Origin of the sequence: Roseibium sp. AS2 (assembly GCF_038900065.1) — a bacterium.
Lineage (GTDB): Bacteria > Pseudomonadota > Alphaproteobacteria > Rhizobiales > Stappiaceae > Roseibium.
Window position 1 is genome coordinate 616234 of the sequence record NZ_JBBMQN010000003.1, and the last position, 19249, is coordinate 635482.

The 19249-nt window shown below is 60.8% G+C and carries 19 protein-coding genes; 6 read left to right on the top strand and 13 right to left on the bottom strand.

What is annotated here, in order from left to right:
* Positions 1–57 precede the first annotated feature (57 nt).
* The 7 genes from WNZ15_RS11775 to WNZ15_RS11805 all read right to left on the bottom strand — a co-directional run bounded on the left by WNZ15_RS11775 (position 58) and on the right by WNZ15_RS11805 (position 8161).
* Positions 58–981 (bottom strand): SMP-30/gluconolactonase/LRE family protein, encoded by a 924-nt coding sequence (locus WNZ15_RS11775; RefSeq protein ID WP_342893207.1) that lies wholly within the window; start codon positions 979–981, stop codon positions 58–60.
* A gap of 341 nt (positions 982–1322) precedes the next feature.
* A complete protein-coding gene (locus tag WNZ15_RS11780) occupies positions 1323–2462 on the bottom strand; it encodes a substrate-binding domain-containing protein (RefSeq protein ID WP_342893159.1) in 1140 nt (379 codons plus the stop codon).
* 40 nt (positions 2463–2502) lie between these two features.
* Complete coding sequence (locus WNZ15_RS11785; RefSeq protein ID WP_342893160.1) at positions 2503–3630, bottom strand: ABC transporter permease; 1128 nt, start codon at positions 3628–3630, stop codon at positions 2503–2505.
* 9 nt (positions 3631–3639) lie between these two features.
* The gene (locus WNZ15_RS11790; RefSeq protein WP_342893161.1) at positions 3640–4413 is read right to left on the bottom strand and encodes an ATP-binding cassette domain-containing protein; all 774 of its coding nucleotides are present in this window, start codon (positions 4411–4413) and stop codon (positions 3640–3642) included.
* Between the two features lie 132 nt (positions 4414–4545).
* Entirely contained in the window at positions 4546–5595 is a 1050-nt protein-coding gene (locus tag WNZ15_RS11795) for a substrate-binding domain-containing protein (RefSeq protein ID WP_342893162.1), read from the bottom strand.
* Positions 5596–5618: 23 nt separating this feature from the next.
* Positions 5619–6641: an ABC transporter permease gene (locus WNZ15_RS11800; protein ID WP_342893163.1), complete on the bottom strand. Its 1023-nt coding sequence runs from the start codon at positions 6639–6641 to the stop codon at positions 5619–5621.
* A gap of 11 nt (positions 6642–6652) precedes the next feature.
* The gene (locus tag WNZ15_RS11805) at positions 6653–8161 is read right to left on the bottom strand and encodes a sugar ABC transporter ATP-binding protein (RefSeq protein ID WP_342893164.1); all 1509 of its coding nucleotides are present in this window, start codon (positions 8159–8161) and stop codon (positions 6653–6655) included.
* Positions 8162–8297: 136 nt separating this feature from the next.
* On the opposite strand from WNZ15_RS11805, the gene WNZ15_RS11810 reads away from it, so the two are divergent.
* A complete protein-coding gene (locus WNZ15_RS11810) occupies positions 8298–9323 on the top strand; it encodes a LacI family DNA-binding transcriptional regulator (RefSeq protein ID WP_342893165.1) in 1026 nt (341 codons plus the stop codon).
* Between the two features lie 72 nt (positions 9324–9395).
* Here the strand turns inward: WNZ15_RS11810 and WNZ15_RS11815 are convergent, their stop codons facing one another.
* Positions 9396–10388: a LacI family DNA-binding transcriptional regulator gene (locus WNZ15_RS11815; protein WP_342893166.1), complete on the bottom strand. Its 993-nt coding sequence runs from the start codon at positions 10386–10388 to the stop codon at positions 9396–9398.
* Positions 10389–10585: 197 nt separating this feature from the next.
* On the opposite strand from WNZ15_RS11815, the gene WNZ15_RS11820 reads away from it, so the two are divergent.
* The 3 genes from WNZ15_RS11820 to WNZ15_RS11830 are packed head-to-tail and all read left to right on the top strand — an operon-like array spanning position 10586 to position 13310.
* On the top strand, positions 10586–11032 hold the full coding sequence (locus tag WNZ15_RS11820) for a TRAP transporter small permease (protein ID WP_342893167.1): 447 nt from the start codon (positions 10586–10588) through the stop codon (positions 11030–11032).
* On the top strand, positions 11029–12309 hold the full coding sequence (locus WNZ15_RS11825) for a TRAP transporter large permease subunit (RefSeq protein ID WP_342893168.1): 1281 nt from the start codon (positions 11029–11031) through the stop codon (positions 12307–12309). The genes WNZ15_RS11820 and WNZ15_RS11825 overlap by 4 nt, the downstream gene beginning before the upstream one ends.
* Positions 12310–12326: 17 nt before the next feature.
* The gene (locus WNZ15_RS11830; RefSeq protein WP_342893169.1) at positions 12327–13310 is read left to right on the top strand and encodes a DctP family TRAP transporter solute-binding subunit; all 984 of its coding nucleotides are present in this window, start codon (positions 12327–12329) and stop codon (positions 13308–13310) included.
* A gap of 7 nt (positions 13311–13317) precedes the next feature.
* Here the strand turns inward: WNZ15_RS11830 and WNZ15_RS11835 are convergent, their stop codons facing one another.
* The 5 genes from WNZ15_RS11835 to WNZ15_RS11855 all read right to left on the bottom strand — a co-directional run bounded on the left by WNZ15_RS11835 (position 13318) and on the right by WNZ15_RS11855 (position 16941).
* Positions 13318–14334, bottom strand: coding sequence for a LacI family DNA-binding transcriptional regulator (locus WNZ15_RS11835; protein ID WP_342893170.1), 1017 nt, complete (start codon positions 14332–14334; stop codon positions 13318–13320).
* 126 nt (positions 14335–14460) lie between these two features.
* Positions 14461–14793, bottom strand: coding sequence for a hypothetical protein (locus WNZ15_RS11840; protein ID WP_342893171.1), 333 nt, complete (start codon positions 14791–14793; stop codon positions 14461–14463).
* On the bottom strand, positions 14790–15677 hold the full coding sequence (locus WNZ15_RS11845; RefSeq protein ID WP_342893172.1) for an NAD(P)-dependent oxidoreductase: 888 nt from the start codon (positions 15675–15677) through the stop codon (positions 14790–14792). The genes WNZ15_RS11840 and WNZ15_RS11845 overlap by 4 nt, the downstream gene beginning before the upstream one ends.
* Positions 15674–16174: a gluconokinase gene (locus WNZ15_RS11850; RefSeq protein WP_342893208.1), complete on the bottom strand. Its 501-nt coding sequence runs from the start codon at positions 16172–16174 to the stop codon at positions 15674–15676. Before WNZ15_RS11850 ends, WNZ15_RS11845 begins: the two co-directional genes overlap by 4 nt.
* Complete coding sequence (locus WNZ15_RS11855; RefSeq protein WP_342893173.1) at positions 16174–16941, bottom strand: SDR family oxidoreductase; 768 nt, start codon at positions 16939–16941, stop codon at positions 16174–16176. Before WNZ15_RS11855 ends, WNZ15_RS11850 begins: the two co-directional genes overlap by 1 nt.
* Positions 16942–17026: 85 nt before the next feature.
* On the opposite strand from WNZ15_RS11855, the gene WNZ15_RS11860 reads away from it, so the two are divergent.
* Positions 17027–17974 (top strand): 2-hydroxyacid dehydrogenase, encoded by a 948-nt coding sequence (locus WNZ15_RS11860; protein ID WP_342893174.1) that lies wholly within the window; start codon positions 17027–17029, stop codon positions 17972–17974.
* Positions 17975–17981: 7 nt separating this feature from the next.
* Positions 17982–19013 carry an L-idonate 5-dehydrogenase gene (locus WNZ15_RS11865; protein WP_342893175.1) on the top strand — a complete coding sequence of 344 codons (1032 nt, stop codon included), beginning with the start codon at positions 17982–17984 and terminating at the stop codon, positions 19011–19013.
* Positions 19014–19249 lie beyond the last annotated feature (236 nt).

A 19249-nucleotide genomic window follows, 5' to 3' on the forward strand; every position in this document is an offset into this window, starting at 1 on the left:
CGCGACCGGACTGCCGCCATGAAGACCCCGTGAATTCAACGCGAACCCGTCACTTGCTCATTTAAGCCCGTTCACGTTCAGAAAGACCGAATAGAGTGACGTGGTTCCGGCAACAAACAGACGGTTCAGTTTTGCCCCCCCGAAACACACGTTGCCAACCATTTCGGGAATATGGATCTTGCCGATCAGCGCCCCCGTCTTGTCGAGGCAATGCACGCCGTCTGCGGCGGATGTCCAGATCCGGCCGTCGCGATCAAGCCGGAAGCCGTCGAAAATGCCGTTGCTGCAAACCGCGAACACGCGCCTGTCCTCCACCGTCTTGCCGTCCTTGCCCAGTTTCAGTTTCTCGATATGGGCGGGACCGTCCTCGTGATGGGTGATGCCGGTATCCGAGACGTAGAGCCATGCCTCGTCCGCTGAAAAAGCCAGACCGTTGGGCTTGAAGAAACCGGTGGCGACCACCTCGACCTTGCCCGTTTCCGGATCCGCCCGATAGACATGGCAGTCCCCGATTTCGCTGTCCGCCCGCTCTCCCTCATAGTCCATCAGGATGCCGTAGGACGGATCGGTGAACCAGACCGATCCATCGGACTTCACCACGACATCGTTGGGTGAATTCAGTCGCTTGCCCTCCCAATGGGAGGCGATCACCGAAATGGACCCATCGTGCTCGGTCCGCGTCACCCGGCGTGTCAGATGCTCGCAGCTCACCAGCCGTCCTTGCGTGTCGACCGTATTGCCATTGGCGTTGTTGGAAGGCGTGCGGAACTCGGAGACGGAGCCGTCGGTTTCGTCCCAACGCAGCAACCGGTTGTTCGGGATATCCGACCAGACGAGATACCGCCCGGCGGGAAACCAGGCCGGCCCTTCGGACCAGCGGGCACCGGTCCACAGACGCTCGACCCGCGCGTGGCCGATGAAACAGGCCGCGAATTCCGGTTCGATCACTTCAAACCCGGTTCCTTCCAAAACACCAAACATCATGCTTCCCGCTGTTTTTCCAAAAGAGTTCGAAGGGGACGGGGCGGGTGGTTCCCCAGCCCTGCTTCTTCATACGGTTTCCAGGGTGACTTGAATCCGAGCCCCGGATTGCCTGATACGTATCAACGGCGCGTCCGCGCATTTGAAGGTTGCCAGCTTCCGGCGCGCGGGTCCGGTACATGGTTGATATCCCTTCAACCGCAGCGCCCGCAACTTGCTGCAAAGGAACGCTCCGGATCCAAACGCTACCGATCCGACAAGACCGGTAGCGTTGCTTTGACGGCTTCGATCAACTCAGGTCGATCCCGACAGAAGCTTGTCGTTCTCGACAGGCTGCAGGATCAACGCTCCAGGGCACCGACACCGGAAAAGCGGAACGCTTCCTGTTGCAATGCGTCGAGTTGTTCGGCTGCCATCTGGTCATGGGCAACAGTGATACGGCCCAGGAACACGAGCGGCAGTTCACCGGCCCGATCCTCCAGATCCGCCTTGATGGCTTCCGCCGTCGCCGCGCCGACATCATCGCCCATGCGCATCGGTGTTGCATCCAGCTCGCCCCGCCGGATGGCGTCCAGCTCAAGGCCGGTGCCGCCCCAACCCGTCGAGAAGATTTCTTTCTCCTTGCCGACGGAAACCTGGGCTTCAACGCTGCCCATCGCCATGGCCGTGTTGGCATTGTGAATGATCGTGGCTTCCGGATAGGCCTGCAGAATCAGGCTGGTGCCTTCGAAGCCGCCTTCGCGCTGATATTCGCCATAGTGTTCGTAGGCGACGGTCCAGTCACCCTTTTCCATGACGCAATCCTTGAAATCACCGGACCGCTGATTGTCCGTGATCCCCGGGATACCGCGGTTCATGGCCATGGTGATGCCGTTGCCGAGCCGATCCAGCATGTAGTCGCACATCACCAGCGCACCGGCGGCCGAAGAGAAATCGAACCAGACATCCGGCTGGTTTACCAGATCCTTCATCGGGGTATGGAAGGCCCAGACATATGTCCTGAAACCGTCTGCCCCGGCCAATTTGTCGATGTTGTCGGCCTGGATGGCGAGTTCCGAAGGACCGAAGATCACGTAATCGTAAATATCGCCGTCCTGCAGCACCTGATTGGCATAGGTCGACTGCAGCGAGTGCTCGATCTGACGGCTTGCGAACTCCGTGGTGTTGTACTTGATGCCCAGCTCTTCCAGCCTCTTGGTCATGGCCAGAAAGTTGCGCGCCCAGAAATCCGAGGTGTCTGCCGAGGGGTAGATCAATGCGATTTCAATCGGCTTTTCCTGGCTGCCAGCAAACGGCACGCCTTCCGATCCGACGACGGCTTGCAAAGCCTCCAGCTTGCCCTCGGCGTTGACTTCGCCGGGAACCCAGTAGTCCCTGTCCGCGATCCCCGGCAGTTCCCTGAGCGGCAGTTTGTCTTCGGCCTGGCTGCCGGTGCCCGAAAGCACCAGAAGACCGAGTGCGGATATCAGTAGCTTGTTCATCATTTTCCTCCCTGGTGATGAATTTCCGCGAACATGGATCTCAGCCGCTGGCAACGGTGTTGCCGGCGAGCAGAGTTCCAATGAGAAGCAGGAGTGCGAGCGCTGCGAGCAGGCCGCCTGTAAGGCGCAGGAGCTTGAGACTTTCCGGGGTCGTGAACCCGGCAACCAGTCCCCTGGCGCCGTCCCGGTCCTTTTTCTGCAGCCAGGTGTAGAGTGCGACCGAGGCAACGATCACGACACCCGAGGCCACGGACTGCCAGAAAAACTCGATCCGGAGCGTGACCAGCGCGTTGATCATCATCGACAGCAGCAACACGCCGGCGAGCGAGCCAAGCATTGACGCCCGTCCGCCGAACAGCGATGTGCCGCCGACGACGACGGCCGCAATCACGTGGAGATTGAAATAGGGCGCGGAAGTCGCCTGAATCGCATTGAGCTTGCCGGTCAGCATGACGCCGGCCAGGGCCGCTGCCGCGCCCATCAGCACATAGGCATAGACCTTGTAACGGTCGACCGCGATACCGGTCATCTCGGCGGCTTCCGGATTGGAACCGATCGCGACGGTGTAGCGGCCGAAATACGTTCGTTTCAACAGCCAGTAGCCGAGCGCCATCGTCAGAAGGCCGATCACGACGGGAACGGGAATGAAACCGGGGATCTGGCCCCTGCCGATTTCGGTCAGGAGTTCAGGGAACCGTGCAAGCACGAGACCCTTCGCGATCACCAGCGCCAGGCCGCGATAGACAAGATCCATGGCCAGCGTGCCGATCAGATCCGGCACCTTGAACTTGGTGATCACCAATCCGTTGACCAGACCGCACAAGGCTCCGAGAACCAGGGCGACCGTGATCGCGACCGGCGTGGAGAAGCCGTACTGCTTGATCAGAAACGCCATGAGAATACTGGTCAGGGCGGCGACGGATCCGATCGACAGATCGATGCCGCGCTGGGTGATCACGAAGGTCATTGCCATCGCCATCGGCATGTAAAGCGCGGCGTCCAGCAGGATCAGGTTGAGATTGGAAAGCCTGTAATAGCGGGCCGGGTCGGCCACGCCCATGAACAGGAGAATGGCCAGGATCATGACCATCGGTCCGATGATCGCCAGGAACGGCTCGATCCGTTCGGAGAACTTCACCGGCTGCCCCGGATGCGTTGTCGTTGTCATTGTTTTCTCCTAAGCCGCTTCTTCGGCGCCAACGATCAGGCCCAGAACGTCCTGCGGGGAGCTCTGCGATACACTCACGACGCCGGCGCATTTGCCGCGCCGCTGCACATGCACCCGGTCGGCGACCTCGAAAACGTCGTCAAGGGAATGAGAGATCAGAATGACGGCCAGTCCCTGGGCCTTGAGGGCCATGATCAGTTTCAGGGTGCGGGCCGTTTCCTGGGGTCCGAGCGCTGCCGTCGGCTCGTCCATGACAAGCACCCGCAGGCCCTCGTGATAGACCGCGCGGGCAATGGCGACGGCCTGCCGCTGTCCACCGGACAGGCTGGCCGTCGGCACATCGAGAGAGCGCAGCCTGACCCCGAGACGTTCAAAAAGGACCCGTTCCGTCTCTTCGCGCATGCGCTTGTTGTCGAGCACGGTGATCCCGAGAACCGATCTGGTCAGTTCGTTGCCGAGGAACATGTTGGACGCCGGGTCCAGATGGTCCGCGAGCGCCAGCGTCTGGTAGACGGCGTCGATGCCTTCCGCGATCGCGTCGGAATGACTGTTCATCACCAGTTTCTTGCCGCCGACGAAGACGTCTCCCTCCGTCGGCTGATAGACCCCTGTCAGGATCTTGATCAAAGTCGATTTTCCGGCACCGTTGTCGCCGACGATGGCAAGGACCTCGCCCGCATATGCGTCCAGATCGACGTTTGAAAGCGCGGTCACGCCGCCGAAGCGTTTCGTGATGTTGCGCATCGACACCAAGGGACCGGAATTGTTGTCGCCGGTAGGCATGTGTTCACCCCGAATTGAAGACAAACCTTCCCTGTCCGCGGCCAAGCCCCGGCAAAAATGATTTGCAGTTTCGTCAGTTGGTTCGCTAAGCGGGCCGCCCGCGGCTGCTGCCGGCGGCCCGCACCAGGAAGACTACTTGCCCCAGATGGCGGCGTAGGCTTCGCGGTAGGGTGTGTCCGGGTCGAAAGCGTTGCTGTCGCCCATCTTCTCAAGCCCGTCCCTGGTCACCAGAGCGGGGGACGTGACGTAGCCCGAGCAGGCTTCGCCCTGTACGGCACGGTTCAGCTCGTCCACAAGCTGCCAGCCCTGAAGGTTCAGCGGCTCGGCAACCGTGATGGCCTGATAACCACCGGTTCGAATGCGCTGGAACGCGGCTTCGGACCCGTCACCGGCAGAGCCTGCCTGCGGTCCATCAGCGGCGGCAATGCCGGCCGCCGCAAGAGCCGGACCCATGAAATCGAAATAGAGATCGTTGATCGCAAGCGCATGGGTCCAGCTGTCACCGTATTTCTGCAGAAGGGTCGTGGTCAGCGGCCCCATGCGGGTCGAGGTGTCGGCAATCGGCGTGTCGACATATTCAAGCACTTTGCCGCCGGACGCCTCGACGGTCTCTTGCAACCGGTCTGCCTTGTCGATGGCGATCTGATAGGTGGAATCGGTGAAAATGATCACCCCGATGTCCTTGCCGCCGTCGTCAATCGCCCAATTCGCGGCGACTTCCGAAACACTCATCGCATCGGTCGAGATGTTGGCGAAAATTCCTCCGGGGGCGTCGCAACCGATTTTCGGACCGGAATGCCAGGCGACCATCGGAATGCTGGCTGCGACCACGCCTTCCAGAGCGGCCTGCTGTTCCACCGCGTCGAAACCGTTGATGACGATGCCGTCGGGCTGCAGGGCCATGGCCTGGCCGATTGCCGCCGTGCGCCCCTGTATCGAGCCGGCGCCATCAAGCACGCGCACGTCCCAGCCGATCCTGGCAGCAGCCTCTTCCACCCCATTGGTGACACCCAGAATGCCCCCGTTTTTCAGGTCGGCCGCGACCACCACGACGGTCTTGCCGTCGGCGGCCGCCGGTCCCGTTGTCGGGCCGTCCCACGCTGTCTGTGCAAGAGTGGGAACCCCCATCCCCGCCAGCATTGTTGTTGCAAGAAAAACCTTCAGGAAATCACGTTTCTGCATAGTATCCTCCCAGAGCAAGAACGTTATTTTTTCAACGCCCCCCGTCGGCGCTGTGCGTAGCCGGCGATGCCGATCGCGATCAGCAAAGTGACGCCGTTGAAAAGCGGTTCGACCCAGAACGAGCCGCCGAATTGCTGAATTCCGGAGATGCCGACGGCAAGGATCGCAACCCCGACCACCGTGCCCCAGACATTGACCCGTCCCGGCTTGATCGTCGTTGAGCCCAGGAAGGCACCGACCAGGGCCGGCAGCAGGAATTCAAGTCCAACGCTCGCCTGGCCGATCCGAAGCTTGGACGCCAGAAGCACGCCGGCGAGAGCTGTCATCATTCCGGAGGCCATGAACGCGCCAATCACGAATTTGCGGGTCGGAATGCCGTTGAGCTGCGCGGCGCGCTGGTTCGCACCGATGGCGTAGAGGTACCGGCCGACGGGCGTGTATTCGAGGACAAGCCACATGAAGACGGTGATCGCGATCAGATAGAAACCGGTGATAGGAAGGCCGAAGACGAATGTCGTGCTCAGCGCATAGAAGCCATCCGGCAGGACGCCGACCATCTGCCGCCCGCCGGTGTGCCACAGGGCGATCGCGTAAAGAACCGTGCCGGTGCCGAGGGTTGCGATGAAACTGTCGATCTTGGCGACTTCCACGAGCAGACCGTTGAAGAACCCGGTCATCGCCCCGAGCAGCAGCACGATCATCACCGACATGGGCCACGGAATTCCGAACAGGGTCTGCAGGCTGATGGCCAGAATGTGCCAGAGCACGATGCCGTAGCCGACGGTCAGATCGATCCGGCCGGCGGCCATGGGGATCATGGCCCCCAGGGACAACAGCGCGATAATGGCCTTGTCCGAAACGATCGCCCGCAGGTTCAGGAGTGTCGGAAAGGTTGTCGGCAACAGGATCGAAAACAACACGATCAGGAAGACGGTCAAAATCACAAGACCATAGACCGGCAGCAGCCGCAGGAGTTTCCCCCGGATCGAGAGACCTTGGGTTTCGGCCTTGGTGGGCTCGAGCGCATGGGATTCAAGTGATTGCATTGTTGGTGTCCTTAGGCCGCCGCGGCGTTGCTGGCTGACGCAGCCTGAATCAGGTTTTCAGTCGAAAGCTTGGTGCCGGAGAGTTCGTCGACGATCTGTCCCTGGCTGAAGACGATGGCGCGGTGGCAAATTGTTGCGACCTCCTCGAAATCGGTCGAAACGAGCAAAATGCCGACCCCTTCGCTCAGTGCCTTGTTGAGCAGGGCGTAGATTTCCGCCTTTGCGCCGACGTCGACGCCCGCGGTCGGGTCCTCGCAGATCAGGAGTTTCCGGTTTGTCGCCAGCCAGCGCGCGATCACGACCTTCTGCTGGTTGCCTCCGGACAGGGCCTCTATGGCCATGCTCTGGTCATTCGGGCTCAGCGCCACCTGCCGCCCGATTTCCTCGGCCATTTTGGCCTCGGCACTGGGAGACAGGATCGAAAAGAGACCCCGGCCCGTGGCTTGCGGGTTCAAAAACGTGTTTTCGCGAATGGTCAGCGGCAGCGCGACCGATTCTTCGGTTCGGTCCCGTGCAACCAGACCAATTCCGGAATCCAGCGCCGTTTTCGGAGACTTCAGATCGGGGACTTCGCTGTTTGCGAGCGTCACCTCGCCGCGATGATCTTCCAGGCCGTAGAGCGCCCGGGCAATTTCCTCATGCCCTGCCCCGCGCAATCCGACCAGGCCGACCAACTCGTTGCGGCACAGCGTCAGGTCGACCGGACCGGCGGACTTGGTCTGAAGCCCCTTGACCGTCAGCAGCGGAGCCCCCGGAGCTTCGTTCAGCTTGCTGACCTGGCGGGTCTTGCGCCCGACGATCATGTGAACCAGCTCTTCCGTGGTCGTGTGCTGGATCGCACGCACACCGACCAGTTCGCCATCCCTGAGGACCGCAACGCGGTCGGCAATCTGGAAGATTTCATCAAGGCGATGGGACACGTAGATCATGCCGACACCGCTGTCGCGCAGCGGGCGCAGGGCTTCGAAAAGCCGGACAACTTCATCGGTGGGCAGGGAGGCCGTCGGCTCGTCGAGAACCAGAAAATCGCAATCGACCGCCAGCGCACGGGCAATCGCGACAAGGGACTTTTCCGTCCGCGAAAGATCCTGGACCCGTGTCGACGGGCAGAAATCGCATCCGACCCGTTTCAGTGCCACTTCGGCGAACTGCTCCGCGTCGTTCCATTTGATCAGTCCGAATTTTTTTGAAAAGCCCAGCGCCAGAGCCATGTTCTCCGCCACGGTCATCCACTCGATCATCCCCAGGTCCTGGTGAATGAACGCAACGGCCTGCCGCTGGCCGAAGCCGCCCGGACGATGCTCATAGGGCTCACCGTCGATCAGCACCCTGCCCGCATCCGGCTTGTGGATGCCGCCCAGGATCTTGATCAGCGTTGACTTGCCGGCACCGTTTTCGCCCAGAAGAGCGACGATCTCGCCCCGGTCGATCGACAGCGAGACGTCTCGAACGGCATAAGTTCCACCGAAATGCTTTTGGATACCGTCAAAGAAAAGACGGTTCTTCAAACTTCCTGGCACGGTCTTCCTCCCATCGTTACCATCCCCAACCTTACGGCCTTCTCCTCAAGACAGTGATTGAGTTACCGGTAACGTAGGATTATCATCCGCCCGTCACAATTCGAAGTCAATCAAAAAGTTACCGGTAACGTAAATTTTGTCAGAACCTAAATTACAAAATAAAAACAATAAGATAAGCCTCGCGGAAGTTGCGAAGGCCGCCGGCGTCTCGAAAATGACCGCAAGCCGTGTGCTGCGTGACGAAGGCGGCTTCTCCGAAAAAACGCGCGCCAAGGTGATGGCGGAAGTGGAGCGCCTGGGCTATTTGCCGAACCGGCTCGCGACGGTCTTCGCGGGCGACAAGAAGTCGACATTCATAGGTGTCAGCATTCCCGATCTCGGCAACGAGGTGTTCACCCACGTTCTGGAAGGGATCGACCGCAAGCTGGCCAGCTTCAATCACCAGACCGTGCTCGGCATGACCCAGCATGTTCAGAGCGAGGAAGAGAACTGGATTGAAACGGTGCTGTCCTGGCAGCCGGCCGGCCTGATTCTCACCGGCCGCGCCCACTCGCCCCGGGCCATCCAGATCCTGAGAGGCGCGAATGTCCCGCTCGTTGAAATCTGGGACCTGAATTCAAGCCCCGTGGACATGTGCGTCGGGCTCAATCATTTCGACAGCGGATACGACATGGGGCGTTTTCTGCTGACGAAAGGCTACACCCGTTTCGGCTATGTCGGAACGTCCCACGACGCGGCCAATGCGGCCACATCGCGCCTGAACGGCTACGCCAAGGCAATTCAGGATGGTGGCGGCAAGCTCACCAGGCAGCTTTGTCTCAACGACATTCCCGGATTTTATCCCGGATTTTACGGAACCGAGCAATTGCTGTCGTCAGATCCGCATGTGGAGGTGATCTTTTACCAGAACGACAACATGGCGGTCGGCGCGGTTCATTTCTGCCAGGCCCAACAGATCTCCATACCCGGTGACATCGGGATCGCCGGCTGGGGCGAGCTTCCGATCGCCTCGGTGCTGCCCTACCGCCTGACGACGGTCCATGTGAACCATCTGCGCATCGGCCAGCTTGCGGCCGAAAAACTTCTGCTCAAGGTCAATGGAGACAGCGCGACACCCGTCAGCGACGTCGGTTTTCAGCTTGTCCCGGGAGACACTGTCTGACGCCGCCCCACCAAGACTTTCCGACGCAGCCGAAACCGAAATCCGCCAAGTCTCGAGCAAAGCCTGATTACCCTAGGTCGTGTTGCCGGGGTCCAGCGTTAACGGACACAGAATGTGACTTTCCGCAACCTGTCCGCCGGCGCTTGCCAGAATGGCGTCGGCGACCGCCTCGCCGATCCGGTGGCCGTCGGTGCTGATTGTGGTCAGGCGGGTGTTGATCGTCTGCTCCCGCGACGTGCCGTTGAAACCCAGCACCCGGACATCTTCCGGCACCCGGCATCCGGCCTTCAGAAGAACTCTCAAGCCACCGATCGCCATGGCGTCGTTGAGATAAAAAATGCCTTCGACTTTCGGTCCCTCCTCCAAGAGCCGACGTGTGAGCAGTTCACCGCTTTCGGCTTGCCGCGGGACGTCCGGATCCGTCACAACGCTGACCTGCGCACCGGCCGCGTTCATGTCCGCAATGAAACTGTCCATGCGCCGGGACGCACACAGGTCCAGTTGCGTTTCCGCGCCGACGTAAGCGACCTTGCCCAATCCAAGCTCCAGAAAATGACGCGCGGCGATTTTTCCCGCCTCGACATGTGACGGACCGACAGTGACCTGCCCCTGGGGATCGTCGCCGTCCCAGATCTGAATATGCGGCACGTCAAATCGCTGCAGCAGAAGCTGTGTGCGCTGGGTGGACGCAATCCCGCCGCTGCGCACGAGAAAGGCTGGCCTCAGACTGAGCAGCTCCTGGATCTGGCGTTCTTCGACCTCCGGGTCCATCTGGCTTTCGGCTATGAAGATCGACAGCGAGGCCCGGTCCAGCAGACTGTGCAGACTGCTGATGATTTCCGCGTAGATCGTATCGGCGATCGAGGGGATAAGCACCGCAACCAACATGCTTTTTTGTGTGCTGAGCGATCCGGCCAGCCGGTTGGGGACATAGCCGAGTTCGTCAGCGGCTTCGAAGACGCGCGTCTTTGTCTGGTCTGAAATAGCGCCGGTTCCGCGCAGAACTTTCGAAACGGTCATGGTGCTGACCTTCGCGAGCCTGGCGACGTCCGCAAGCGTGACCATGTCTTGACCCTCCCCTCCGGCTGCGCTGGTTGCCGCGCCCGGATATCTGTCGCAGCTCCGTTGACAATCTAGCGTGTTACCGATAACAAATAAATCAGGTTATCGATAACCTAACACTGTTTCGCGCTTGAGCGGTCAACTTTCGGGAGGAAACGTTGGTTATTTGGCGGAAGTTATGGCGCGTCATTGATTGGACAATGGCGGCACTGCTCCTGGCAATGATCGTGTTGGTTTTCACCAACGTGGTCCTGCGGTACGGATTTTCATCCGGCTTGCGACCCTCGGTCGAATTGTCACGTCTGGGGCTGGTCTGGGTCGTCATGCTCGGGGCCGCCGTGGTGCTGCGCCGTGAAGACCACCTTGCGGTGACCGAAGTTGCCGAGGCGTTTCTGCCGCGACTGGTCCCCTTTCTGCGGCGCCTCGCCTATCTGGTCATTCTGATATCGGTCCTGATGCTGTTCTGGGGGGCGTTTCGCCAGATGAACGCCAACTGGAACAACATCTCCCAGCTCACCGGTCTCCCCTCTGCCCTGTTTTACCTGGCCGGTGTCATCTCAGCCGTTCTCATGACCGTGATCGCGGCTGTGCGCATTATCTCGCCGGACGCTCTGGATTTTGACGAAAACCGGGAGAACACCCCGTGACCCTCCTGCTTTTCCTCGGCGTCCTGATCGGCGCCATCCTGCTCGGACTGCCGGTAGCCTTTGCGCTGCTCCTGGCCGCCATCGCCCTGATGCTGCAAATGAACCTTTTCAGCGCGGACATCCTGGCGCAGGCGCTCATCAACGGCGTCGACAGCTTTCCGCTGCTGGCAATCCCGTTCTTCCTGGTCGCCGGCGAAGTCATGGCCACGGGCGGTTTGTCCCAACGCATCGTGCGCATGGCTGTTTCCATGATCGGCCACAAGAAGGGCGGTCTCGGCTATGTCGCCATTCTGACCGCAATCCTGCTTGCCGGCCTGTCGGGATCCGCCGTTGCCGACGCGGCCGCCCTTGTCGCCATCCTGTATCCGATGATGCAAAAGGCCGGCTATCCCGACGGGCGTTCGGTCGGCCTTCTGGCGGCTGGTGGTATCATCGCTCCGGTCATTCCGCCGTCCCTGCCGCTGATCCTGATCGGTGTTGCCGGCAACATCTCGATCAAGAACCTGTTCCTGGGGGGCATTGTCCCCGGCCTGATGATGGGCGCTGCGTTGATGCTCGTCTGGAACCTGCTGATGCGCCGCGAAGACCTCGAAACACTGGAACGGGCAACAGCCGCCGAACGCATGGCCGCCTTCACCGATGGTGTCTGGGCGCTTCTGTTGCCGGTGATCATTATCGGCGGTATCCGGTTCGGCGTCTTTACCCCGACCGAGGCGGCGGTTGTCGCCGCCGTCTACGCGATTTTCGTCTCGGCGGTCATCTACCGGGAAATGACGTTCCAGCGCTTTTTCCGCATTCTGGTGAATGCCGGCCGCTCGACGGCAATGGTCATGTTTCTGGTCGGCTGTGCCATGGTCGCCGCCTGGCTCATCACCGTTGCCCAGCTGCCGCAGCAACTCGCCGCACTGCTCGGACCGCTGGTCGACAATCCGCGCCTGCTGATGGCGGTCATCATGGTTCTGGTGCTGTGTGTCGGCATGGTGATGGACCTGTCGCCGACCATTCTCATCCTGGTGCCCCTGCTGATGCCCGTGGTCAAGCTGGCCAACATCGATCCGGTCTATTTCGGACTGATGTTCGTCATCAACTGCTCCATCGGACTGATCACCCCGCCGGTTGGAACGGTTCTGAACGTGGTGTGCGGTGTCGGCCGCGTGCCGATGTCTGCGGCGGTGAAAGGCTCATGGCCTTTCATCACCGCCTATCTGATGCTCCTCGCACTCTTCGTTGTGTTCCCGAGCATCATCACGGTTCCGATGAAATGGTTCATCGGTTGAGAAGGGAGGAACTCTCAATGAAACATCACTTGAAACAGATTGGCCTGGCCACGCTGGTAAGCCTGGGCATGGCGACGTCATCGCTTGCGGAAGTCACGCTGAAGTTTGCCCACGCGGCCCCCGAGACCGACCTGCAGCAGGATCTCGCCAAGTTCTTCCAGAAAGAAGTCGATGCGAGAACGAAGGGCGAAGTCAAGGTCCAGATCTTCCCGCAAGGACAACTCGGAAACGACGCGACGATGATCGACGGCGCCCGCGCCGGCATCATCGATGTTGTCATGGTCGGCCTCAACAACTTTTCGGGTCTGATGCCCGAGTCGGCAGCCTTCACCCTTCCCTTCATGTTTCCGACCCGTGAGACAGCCTACTCGGTCCTGGACGGTGAGGTCGGGCAAGGCGTTCTGGCCGATTTCGAAACCCACGGCCTCAAGGGGCTTGGCTTTCCCGAAAACGGCTACCGCAACATGACCAACAACAAGGGTCCGATCCGCACGCCGGACGACGTCAACGGCCTGCGGATGCGGGTCAACAATTCCAAGGCCCTCAACGACATGTTCGCGGCGCTGGATGCCAACCCTCAACAGATTCCGGTTGCGGAGCTCTATACGGCGCTCGAGACCGGCGTAGTCGACAGCCAGGACCATCCGATTGGCGTCACGCTGTCCTTCAAGTTCTATGAAGTCCAGGACTACCTGAGCCTCACCCAGCATGCCTATTCACCGCTGGCTGTCGCCATGAACCTCAACAAGTTCAACGGCCTGACGGAAGATCAGCGAAACACGATTGTCGAGGTCGCCGCCGAAGCCGTCGCCATGCAGCGCGAGCTGAGCATTGCCAAGGAAGACGAAATGATCACCGCGCTTGAGGAAGCCGGCATGAAGGTCAATCGCGATGTCGACGGCGCAGCATTTCAGGCAAAGGTCAAGCCGGTCTGGGAAGCCTTCATCTCGCAGAACGGCGATGCGCTCGTGAACGCCATTCAGGACGCTTCACAACAGTAAGCAGCCTTTACGCGCTGGAGCCTCCAACACTCAAAAGCGGCCCGATCTCAAGGCGGATCGGGCCGTTTGCCCTGACCCCGTCGCCACGAAGCAGCGAGACAATGATCTCACCGGTCTTGTGGCCGATCTCCAGCGGGTGAGGATCGACTGTCGTCAGGGTCGGCACGCAGATTGAAGAGATGTCATAAGCACCAAATCCGGCGATCGCGATGTCTTCAGGCACCTTCACACCCTTGCGCATGCATTCGGTGAGCGCACCGAATGCGGACAGATCCGAAACGCAGATGACCGCCTCGGTGTCCGGAAAGTTCCCCAGCAGCCTGGACATGGCATCGGCCCCTTCGCGCATTGAAATCGGCGGGTCGCCTGCGCCGATCAGCCGGTCGGCCGCCAGCCCCTGTCCGGTCATGGCATCGATGAAGCCACGCCGGCGGTCCGCACCGCGCGTGTCGCCATCCGTGTCGCCACCGATAAAGGCGATGCGCTTGCGGCCTGTTGTCACCAGATGCCCTACAAGGTCATCCATGGCGGCCGCATTGGAAAAGCCGACCACATGACCGATCGGCTGTTCGGGCAGATCCCAGGTTTCAATGACGGGAATGTTTGCGCGCTCGAGCAACTGGCGCGTTCTGTCGGTATGACGGCCGCCGGTCAGTACGATCGCTTCCGGACGGCGCCTCAGGAACTGTTCGACGATCCGTTCTTCCTCGTGAATGTCATAATTCGAATATCCGAGCAGCACCTGCAGATCGGCATCTTTCAAGACTTCTGAAAGCGCGCCCACGGTGTCGGCGAAATTCGCGTTGTTGATCGATGGAATCAGCACGGCGACAAAGCCGGTGCGCTGGGACCGGAATGTGGCCGCATTGCTGTCGAACACATATCCGAGGTCCTCGGCAATCTCCAGGATGCGCTTGCGGGTGTCCTCTCCGACCGACGCATGCTGCTTGAACGCCCTGCTCACGGTCATGACAGACACGCCGGCCCGCTGGGCCACATCCTTCATCGTTACGGTTCGCTGCATTCATTCCCGCCCTGAGTTCAGCCTGTAGTTACGCAAAATGGGCCTGTCGCTGCAATCGCAGCGACAGGCCCTATCCATACCGGTCCCGGTCCGTATTGTCTTGCGCCGGAAAACGCCGAAAAGACCCTATTCTGCGTATGCGTTCGCTTCGGTCACGTGGTGATGGATCCTGCCCTCAAAAAACTCGGAGACGATTTCGCCGGTCACCTCACGCGAGCGGTCCCGCACGTCGCTTTCAAGTGCCCCCGCCATCGCGGTCCTGTCCGGATAGGAGATTGCCAGGATCAACGGAAATTCCGGCGCTCCCTCGTCGCGTTCCTCGCCAAACATCACGCGGACATCGCTGTTTCCGGGAAACTGCGTCCACAGGGGAACCAGCCGTTCCTTGACTGCGGTGCGAAAGGCCTCGGTCTTGCCGGGTCTGACACTGCCTTCGAACAGCGCAAAACGGGTGATCATTTGAAGTGCTCCTTCTCTGGTCCCTTGAAAAACTCCATGAGCGCCGCCTGGTCCTCGCCGCCTAGTCCGGATGCGGTCAGCATTCTGTGAATTTCGGCACAAAGGGACGTCAACGGCATCGACGTGTGCGTGCGCCGGGCCAGATCCTGAGCCCCGTTCAGATCCTTGACCATGTTGTCGATCCGGCCGGTGCGCCGATAATCGCGCTCCACGAAACGCGGCATGTATTCCTGCAGGATCGCGCTGTCCGCACGCCCGCCCTTCAGCGCCTGCGGGATCTTTGCAGCGTCAACCCCCGCATCAAGCGCAAGCTGGGTTGCTTCTGCCACGGCCAGGAACCCCAGCCCGCACAGGACCTGGTTGATCAATTTGGTCGTCTGTCCGGATCCGACCGGGCCCATATGGGTGTAATTGGCGCTGACATGTTTCAGAACATTGTGCGCATCGGCGACATCCTTGGCAGAGCCGCCCGCCATCAGCGTCAGCTCGCCGACCAGGGCCTTGGGCGCTCCGCCCGAAAGGGGGCTGTCGACCCAGCGCAGGCCGGCCGCCCCGGCCCTGCCGGCCAGTTCCCTGGTTGCATCCGGATCGATCGAGGACATGTCGATGATCAGCGTTCCTGGCCTTGCGCCACTGGCAATCCCCTTTTCGCCGAAGACCGCAATCTCGACGATTCCGGGCGAATTGAGACTGGTGATGACATAATCCGACCGGCTCGCGGCGTCAGCGGCGGACGCCGCAGCTAGCGCGCCCTTGTCCACCAGCGCGGCCACTTTCTCGCAATCCGGATCAAAGACCATCAGCCTGTTGCCCGTTTCGGCAAGTCGCGCACCGATTGCGCCGCCCATGGCCCCCGCTCCGATCAGGGCTACATGTTCACTCATTGCGTTTTTCCTCGAATTCCGGCGAGCAATTCGGCGACCACCAAATCAGGCGCCTGGTCTATAGACGCCTTGACCGACAGCTCGTCCGGCTCCGGCGGCTCCAGTGTTTCAAGTTGACTGTCCAGCAGGGCCGGCGGCATGAAATGCCCTTCCCTTGACGTCATTCGTTCGCTCAGGACGTCCCGGGTGCCTTCAAGATAAAGGAAGATCACCGGACCTCCGGCCCTGTCGATGATCCGCTCGCGGTAAGCGCGCTTGAGTGCGGAACAGGCCACCACCGTCGGTTCACCGACGTCTTTCAGGCGCAATCCGACCCTGTCGAGCCAGGGTTCGCGATCCGCATCGCTCAATGGGTCTCCGCGGCTCATCTTGGCAATGTTTTCCGCCGGGTGCAGGTCGTCCCCATCGAAGAACTTCCCGCCGATCGCTCTGGCAAAACCGCGGCCGATCTCGCTTTTCCCGCAGCCGCTCACCCCCATGACGACAAAGGCGGTCATCACAGACACGCCGAAATGCCGCCATCGACAAACACGGTGGTGCCGTTGACAAAGGAGGACGCCTCGGAAGACAGGAATATGCAGGTGCCGACCAACTCTTCCACATTGCCCCAGCGCCCTGCGGGTGTCCGGTTGGCAAGCCAGTCGCTGAATGCCGGATCATTGACCAGGGCGGCGTTCAACGGGGTATCGAAGTAACCGGGCGCAAGGCCGTTGCATTGCAGCCCGTGTTTGGCCCAGTCCGTCGCCATGCCCTTGGTCAGATTGGCAACGGCGCCCTTGGTTGCCGTGTAAGGGGCGATGCCGGGCCGCGCCAGTGCCGTCTGGACCGAACAGATGTTGACGATTTTTCCCGCGCCGCGCCCGATCATATGACGCGCAACGGCTTGTCCGACATGAAACACGGAGGCGACGTTGGTCTGCAGCAAGCGCTCGAACGCCTCTGCCGGAAAATCCTCAAGGGGCGTCCGGTGCTGCATGCCGGCATTATTCACCAGGATGTCGATCGGACCGGTTTCGGCTTCGAAGCGGTCAATCGCGGTCCTGACCGCATCGTGGTTCGTGACGTCGAAAGACAATTCCTCGACAGTGTGGCTCTCCGAACGCAAGACAGCGCCGGCTTCACGAAGTTTCGACAGGTCACGGCCGTTCAGAACGATTTCCGCGCCTGCCTGTGCCAGGCCGCGCGCAAGTGCAAAACCGATCCCCTGGGATGAACCGGTGATCAGCGCCCGTTTGCCGGACAGGTCGAACAGAGCCAGGCTCATTTGATTTCCCTCCACATGAAGTGATTGACACTTTCTCTTGTTATGTTATCGATAACATAAATTGTCAACCCAGGGAGGGATCAAAATGACCAAACCCGACATTCTCCAGGTCGGCCCGTATCCGGAATGGGACCAGGTCCCGCTGGAGGAAAGCTTCACCCTGCACAGATATTTCGAGGCGGGTGATCCGGATGCGTATCTGAATTCAGTCGGAGAGCGGATCCGCGGGATCGCGACACGCGGGGAGCTCGGCGCCAGCCGTGCGATGATCGAGGCCTGTCCCAATCTCGAAGTCGTCTCGGTGTATGGCGTCGGTTTTGATGCGGTTGACCTCGAGGCCTGCAAGGACCACGGCATCCGGGTCACCAACACGCCGGATGTGCTGACCAACGACGTCGCAGACCTCGGCATAGCCATGATGCTTGCCCAGTCGCGGGGCATGGTCGGCGCTGAGACCTGGGTGCGGGACGGCAGTTGGCAGGCAAAGGGGCTCTATCCGCTGAAACGCCGGGTCTGGGGAAGAAAAGCCGGTGTGCTTGGCCTCGGTCGGATCGGGTTTGAAGTGGCAAAGCGCCTGGCGGGATTTGACCTGGACATCGCCTATTCGGACATTTCCGAAAAAGACTACGGGCAAGACTGGACCTTCATCGCCGATCCGGTGGAGCTGGCAGAACACGCCGATTTCCTGTTTGTCACGCTCGCAGCGTCCACCCAGACCCGTCATATCGTCAACAGGCAGGTGATCGACGCCGTCGGTCCGGACGGCATGATCATCAATATCAGCCGGGCCTCCAATATCGACGAAGCCGCGCTACTGGACGCGCTGGAGAGCAAGCGGCTCGGCGCCGCAGCGCTTGATGTCTTCGAAGGCGAACCCGCGCTGAACCCCAGGTTCCTGGAGCTCGACAACGTGCTGCTGCAGCCGCACCACGCTTCAGGCACCATTGAAACCAGGAAGGCCATGGGCCGGCTCGTGCGCGACAATCTCAGCGCGCATTTTGCAGGCAGGGACCTGCTCACCCCCGTATTGTGAGGCTTACATGAAATCCATCGTCATACACGCGGCAAAAGATCTGCGCATCGAAGATCGTGAAGAAGCACAGCCGGGCCCGGGCGAAGTTCAGATCAGACTGTCGACCGGCGGCATTTGCGGCTCGGATCTGCACTATTTCAATCATGGCGGCTTCGGTCCGGTGCACCTGAAGGAACCGATGATCCTCGGTCATGAGGTCTCGGGGCACATCACGGCCCTTGGCGCCGGTGTTTCGGGGCTTGAACCCGGCCAACTGGTCGCCGTGTCACCCTCGCGGCCCTGCCGGAAGTGCCGGTTTTGCGATGAAGGCATGCACAACCAGTGCCTCAACATGCGTTTTTACGGCAGCGCAATGCCCTTTCCGCATATTCAGGGCGCATTCCGGCAGGTTCTTGTTGCCGAGGCCGGCCAGTGCACGCCCGCGGACGGCCTTTCCGCCGGCGAAGCGGCCATGGCCGAGCCCCTGTCGGTCTGCCTGCACGCAACCCGCAAGGCCGGCGACATGATGGGAAAGTCGGTTCTGGTCACCGGCTGCGGACCGATCGGAATTCTGTGCATTCTGGCCGCGCGCAGGGCCGGTGCGGACCTGATCGTCGCCACCGACCTCAGTGAGTTTACACTGGCAAAGGCCCGGGAGGCAGGGGCCGACCTGGCGCTCAACATGGCGGACGACCCGAGTGGCCTGGACAGGTTCATGCCCCACAAGGGCACGTTCGATGTGCTTTACGAATGTTCCGGCGCAGCGCCCGCCCTTGCCGCGGGGATCTCGTCCATGCGCCCGGGCGGCACGATCCTGCAACTTGGCCTCGGCGGCGACATGTCCCTGCCGATGATGGCGATCACGGCAAAGGAACTGTCACTGAAAGGCTCGTTCCGGTTTCACGAGGAATTTCCTGTGGCCGTCAGCCTGATGCAGAAGGGCCTGATCAATGTCAAACCCTTCATCACCCAGACCTTCCCGCTGGAAGACGCGGTTGCGGCGTTCGAGATTGCCGGTGACAGAAGCCAGGCGGTCAAGGCACAGATCGCATTCGCCTGAGCGCCGGCCACCTGAAATTGGCGGAGTGATGGAGGTCTCCCCTCGCGTGGTTTCCAACCGGAACACAACGGTCTCGCACGCACTCCGCCAGTCTCCTCGCAGCATCGATATTTTCAAGCCGCGCCGCAGACCTGCCGCCCGGAACCTGGTTTCCGTCCTGACCCATTCGCAGGGGCCGTGACCTGCGGCAGCAAGCCGGCGCGCCATAGCAGCGCCCTACAGCCCGGTTGCAAGCA